The sequence below is a fragment of the Bacteroidota bacterium genome, assembly GCA_016213405.1.
GTDB lineage: Bacteria > Bacteroidota > Bacteroidia > Palsa-948 > Palsa-948 > Palsa-948.
Window position 1 is genome coordinate 1 of sequence record JACRAM010000112.1, and the last position, 3,468, is coordinate 3,468.

Genomic DNA, 3,468 nt, shown 5'->3' on the forward strand with positions numbered 1-3,468 from the left:
AGCGCCATTTGTGAAACACCAAATTGTCTTGCGAGAATTTTCATACTTGTCTTGTAGTTTGGGTCAAGAAGTTTCTTTTTAAGAAATTGAACTTTTGTCGCTGTAAGTTTATGTCCTTTGCCTGACTGTCTTATACGCTCAACTGTCCGCAGATGCCCGCGCACAACTGCTGGATTCTTTTTATGATGTTCTCTCATTTCCTTTTCTGTCGCCCATTGCAAGTTGTCTAAGCGATTGTTGCTTTTGTCATAGTCCAGGTGCAGAACGTAAATTTGTTTATCGGAATTGTCGGGAAGAAAAACTGTCGCCACGAGTTTGTGTATGAAAATATGTTTGTAAATGGCTGTCTGTCCACGGAGAATCTTGTAGCGGAAGATTTTGTAATCCTTCACCGTACCACATTTTAAAATCTGTCCATGGCTGATGTCATCTGTGAAACTGCACAACTGTCCATGGTTGGAAACAGCGTAGCGGAATTTAGATTTGTAACCGAGCGGAAATTCTTTCCATTGTTCTTTCATCATTGTCTGTTTAGAAAAATATTTCTGTCAACCAGTAAAGCAGTCCAACGAGAAGTAACGCTGTAAAGACTGCAAGAGCGTAGTCTGCAAATTCCATTTTGTGTTTGTCGTTGTCCGATTTTCTTCTGAATATGTTTTTCATTTCTTACGTCTGTGTCCACGAAGCCGTGTCGTTTTTTGCAATTGCAACTAACGTTCCTCAAATTTGCGCTGTGCGGGATTTATGAAAACTAATTTGTCTGCCATTACAAATATAAACCGAAGATACAAATTTTTAAACTTAAACGTCAGCCCGCATAGAGCAAATTTGATGTTAGCAGTTGTGAATTTTTCTCCTGCGTCACTGTCCACGAGCAGAAAGTTGTCGGAATGAAAAGAGTTGCTGTCCACCGTGATTTTATTTTTTGTTTAGTTGTCTCTGCTGTCTGTTTAGAAAAAGATTTCTGTCAGAAAGAAAAGTAGTCCGATGATAATTAACGCTATAAAAATTGTAAGCGCGTAGTCTGCTATTTCCATTTTGTGCTTGTCGCTGTCCGATTTTCTTCTGAATATGTTTTTCATTTCTGTTGTTTCTGTGTCCGCGAGTTGCTGTCTGCCGATGAACAGCGAATAAGAGTTGCGCAACTGTCCGCTAAATTATTTTTTCTTTTTGTTTGTTGTCCGTGTTTGCGAAGTTGTCGAGCCGATGCTCCGCGAACTTTTCTTTTTCTGCCTGTCGGCTTGCAGTTTGCTGTCTACGGAGAGTGCTACTTTTCTAAGTTGCTCGTCATTGTGTCCCGCAAAGTCCACGAACTGATAAAAACTGTCGTGTCGTTTGATGAAGTTAATTTGTTTTTGTCGCGTCATACCCCAGATGATAAGTCCACGAAGTTAGTTTTTTTCATAACTGCTAACGTTCCGCAAGTTTGCGCTGTGCGGATTTTCGGAGAAGGATTTGTCGGCAAGACAAATGCTTCATAGGAAATCCGCACACCAAATTTACGATTTTGCCCGCATAGAGCAAACTTGCTGTTAGCACCAGTTTCTTCTGTCGTGGCAGTCCACCGATACATGTGCTACAACGAAGAGAGTAACTGTCTGACGAGAAAAATTGTCGTGGAAGAAATTGTCAATGAAGGACTGTCACACGAAGAAACTGTCAGCCTACAATGATAGTTGCAATGTCACCGTGATTTACCATTGCTGAATTTGCTTCGTCACGGTCAAGTTCTAACCGTCCGTTAAATGATGGATTTATTTTTACAACTATTTTAACTCCGACTTTGTTAAAAGTCAGGGAACGCTGTCCGTCAATGAATACTTTAACAAATTGCCCGTTGGTTAAATTCCATTTGTCCGCTTGTTCCTTTGTTATTTCAATGTGTCTGCGTTCAATAACTACATTTTTCTTTACTTCGATTTTGTCTGTCGGTGTTGAGATAGTAATAAATCCGTCTGTGAGTTCTCCGTCTGCAAGCGGAGGATTAACGCCAAGTAAATACGAATGTGTCCGATTGAGTTCAACCAAAGTGTCTTTGGAACACGGGAGAAGCACTTTTATATTTTCAAGTTTTCCCTTTTGTCCAGAAAGCGTAACTGTCAGGTTGTTTGTAAAGAATTTTGGATGCCCGATGTTGTCCGCTTTTTCAATTACTGTCTGTCCGAAAAGTTTTTTGAAATGCTCTTCTGATAAATGAACATGAGAATTTGAAACTGCTATCGGTAAATTGAATTGTCTCATTGTCGTGTCGTTTTTTGAAATTGGTGCTAACGTTTTGCAGGTTGGAGAAGTGGCGGAGTTCGGAGCACTTCACTGTCCCACAGCACAAAGATAATTAAATGCAGAAAACATTTTTTCCAAATGTCAACCGCCATTTCTCCAACCTGCTGTTAGCAGCATACTCATTTATTTGTCCACGATGAAACATTGTCGGAGAACTTTATTGTCTGCCGTGAATTCAATGCTGTAAAGTCCGCTACTAAAATTGTCAATGGAAAGAGAAGTTGTCTGGTGAAGAATACCTGTCTTGATTAACTGCCCGAATGAATTATAAATTTTGAAACTAAATTGTCTGCTGTCAGTTGTCTTAATGTTGATTTGATTATCTGTCGGGTTAGGAAAAATTGAAAGCCCAAAAGAATTTTCAATTTCATTTACTCCTGTTGTCAGTCGGTAGTCGCAGAGAAAAGTATTAAAGTTGTAGGAGATAATGCTGTCTGAGTAACACCTCATTGGTCCATCCCATTCAGGAAAAATTGTGTGAGGTTGCGGAAGCATTAGGAACGGACAACCAAGCAACTCAATGTAACCTCCCCACCAAGAAAAAGCGTTTGTGTTTGGTTCAGTTGTCCAAACTCGTTGCAATGTGTCAGCACCGACTATGAAAGAAGTTACAGAGTCAACAACTGATTGCCAAAGTGTGTCAGCAGGATTAAACGGAACAGTTGGAGAATGAAAAACCAATGTGTCACCTTGCACTACATTAAAAATGTAAAGCGGAAAATACCTTGAATAAATTGTATTGTAATAAAAAACTGTGTCTGTTGACTGATAAGTAAAAACAGGAGGAAGGTATGCTGTGTCTCCGTTTTGATATTTGTAATAAGTCACGGAAATTTTCTTGCAAGAGTGTCCACCGACAACAGTGTCCAGTTGCGATTCATAAAGATAGTATTCCGAATTTGGCGGTGCTGCTCCGTTTGCTTGAGCCGAGTAATACCATTTCGCACCAGTCGGAGCGAAGGTCTGTCCGATGGCAAAAGTTGTCAGCCAAAGTAAAGTTGAAATTAGTAGTAGTCGTTTCATTTTGTCGTGTCGTTTTGAGTTGCTGCTAACGTTCCGCGGGCGTGCGAAGTGCGGGATTAAAAAAACACTTCGCTGTCCGCCAGCACAAATATAATTAAATACTGAAAACATTTTTTCAAAAAGTAAACCCGCATTGCGCACGCCCGCTGTTACCCACTGTGC

General features: G+C 40.3%; 4 protein-coding genes. All 4 read right to left on the reverse strand.

The genetic code is table 11. The annotated features are described in order from the left end of the window. The coding region (locus HY841_13350) for an HNH endonuclease (GenBank protein ID MBI4931747.1) at window positions 1-524 on the reverse strand (524 nt) is incomplete at its 3' end. 633 nt (window positions 525-1,157) lie between these two features. Next, window positions 1,158-1,367 carry a hypothetical protein gene (locus tag HY841_13355; GenBank protein MBI4931748.1) on the reverse strand — a complete coding sequence of 70 codons (210 nt, stop codon included), beginning with the start codon at window positions 1,365-1,367 and terminating at the stop codon, window positions 1,158-1,160. 292 nt (window positions 1,368-1,659) lie between these two features. Beyond that, on the reverse strand, window positions 1,660-2,241 hold the full coding sequence (locus HY841_13360) for a hypothetical protein (protein ID MBI4931749.1): 582 nt from the start codon (window positions 2,239-2,241) through the stop codon (window positions 1,660-1,662). A gap of 165 nt (window positions 2,242-2,406) precedes the next feature. Beyond that, complete coding sequence (locus tag HY841_13365) at window positions 2,407-3,306, reverse strand: T9SS type A sorting domain-containing protein (protein ID MBI4931750.1); 900 nt, start codon at window positions 3,304-3,306, stop codon at window positions 2,407-2,409. Window positions 3,307-3,468 lie beyond the last annotated feature (162 nt).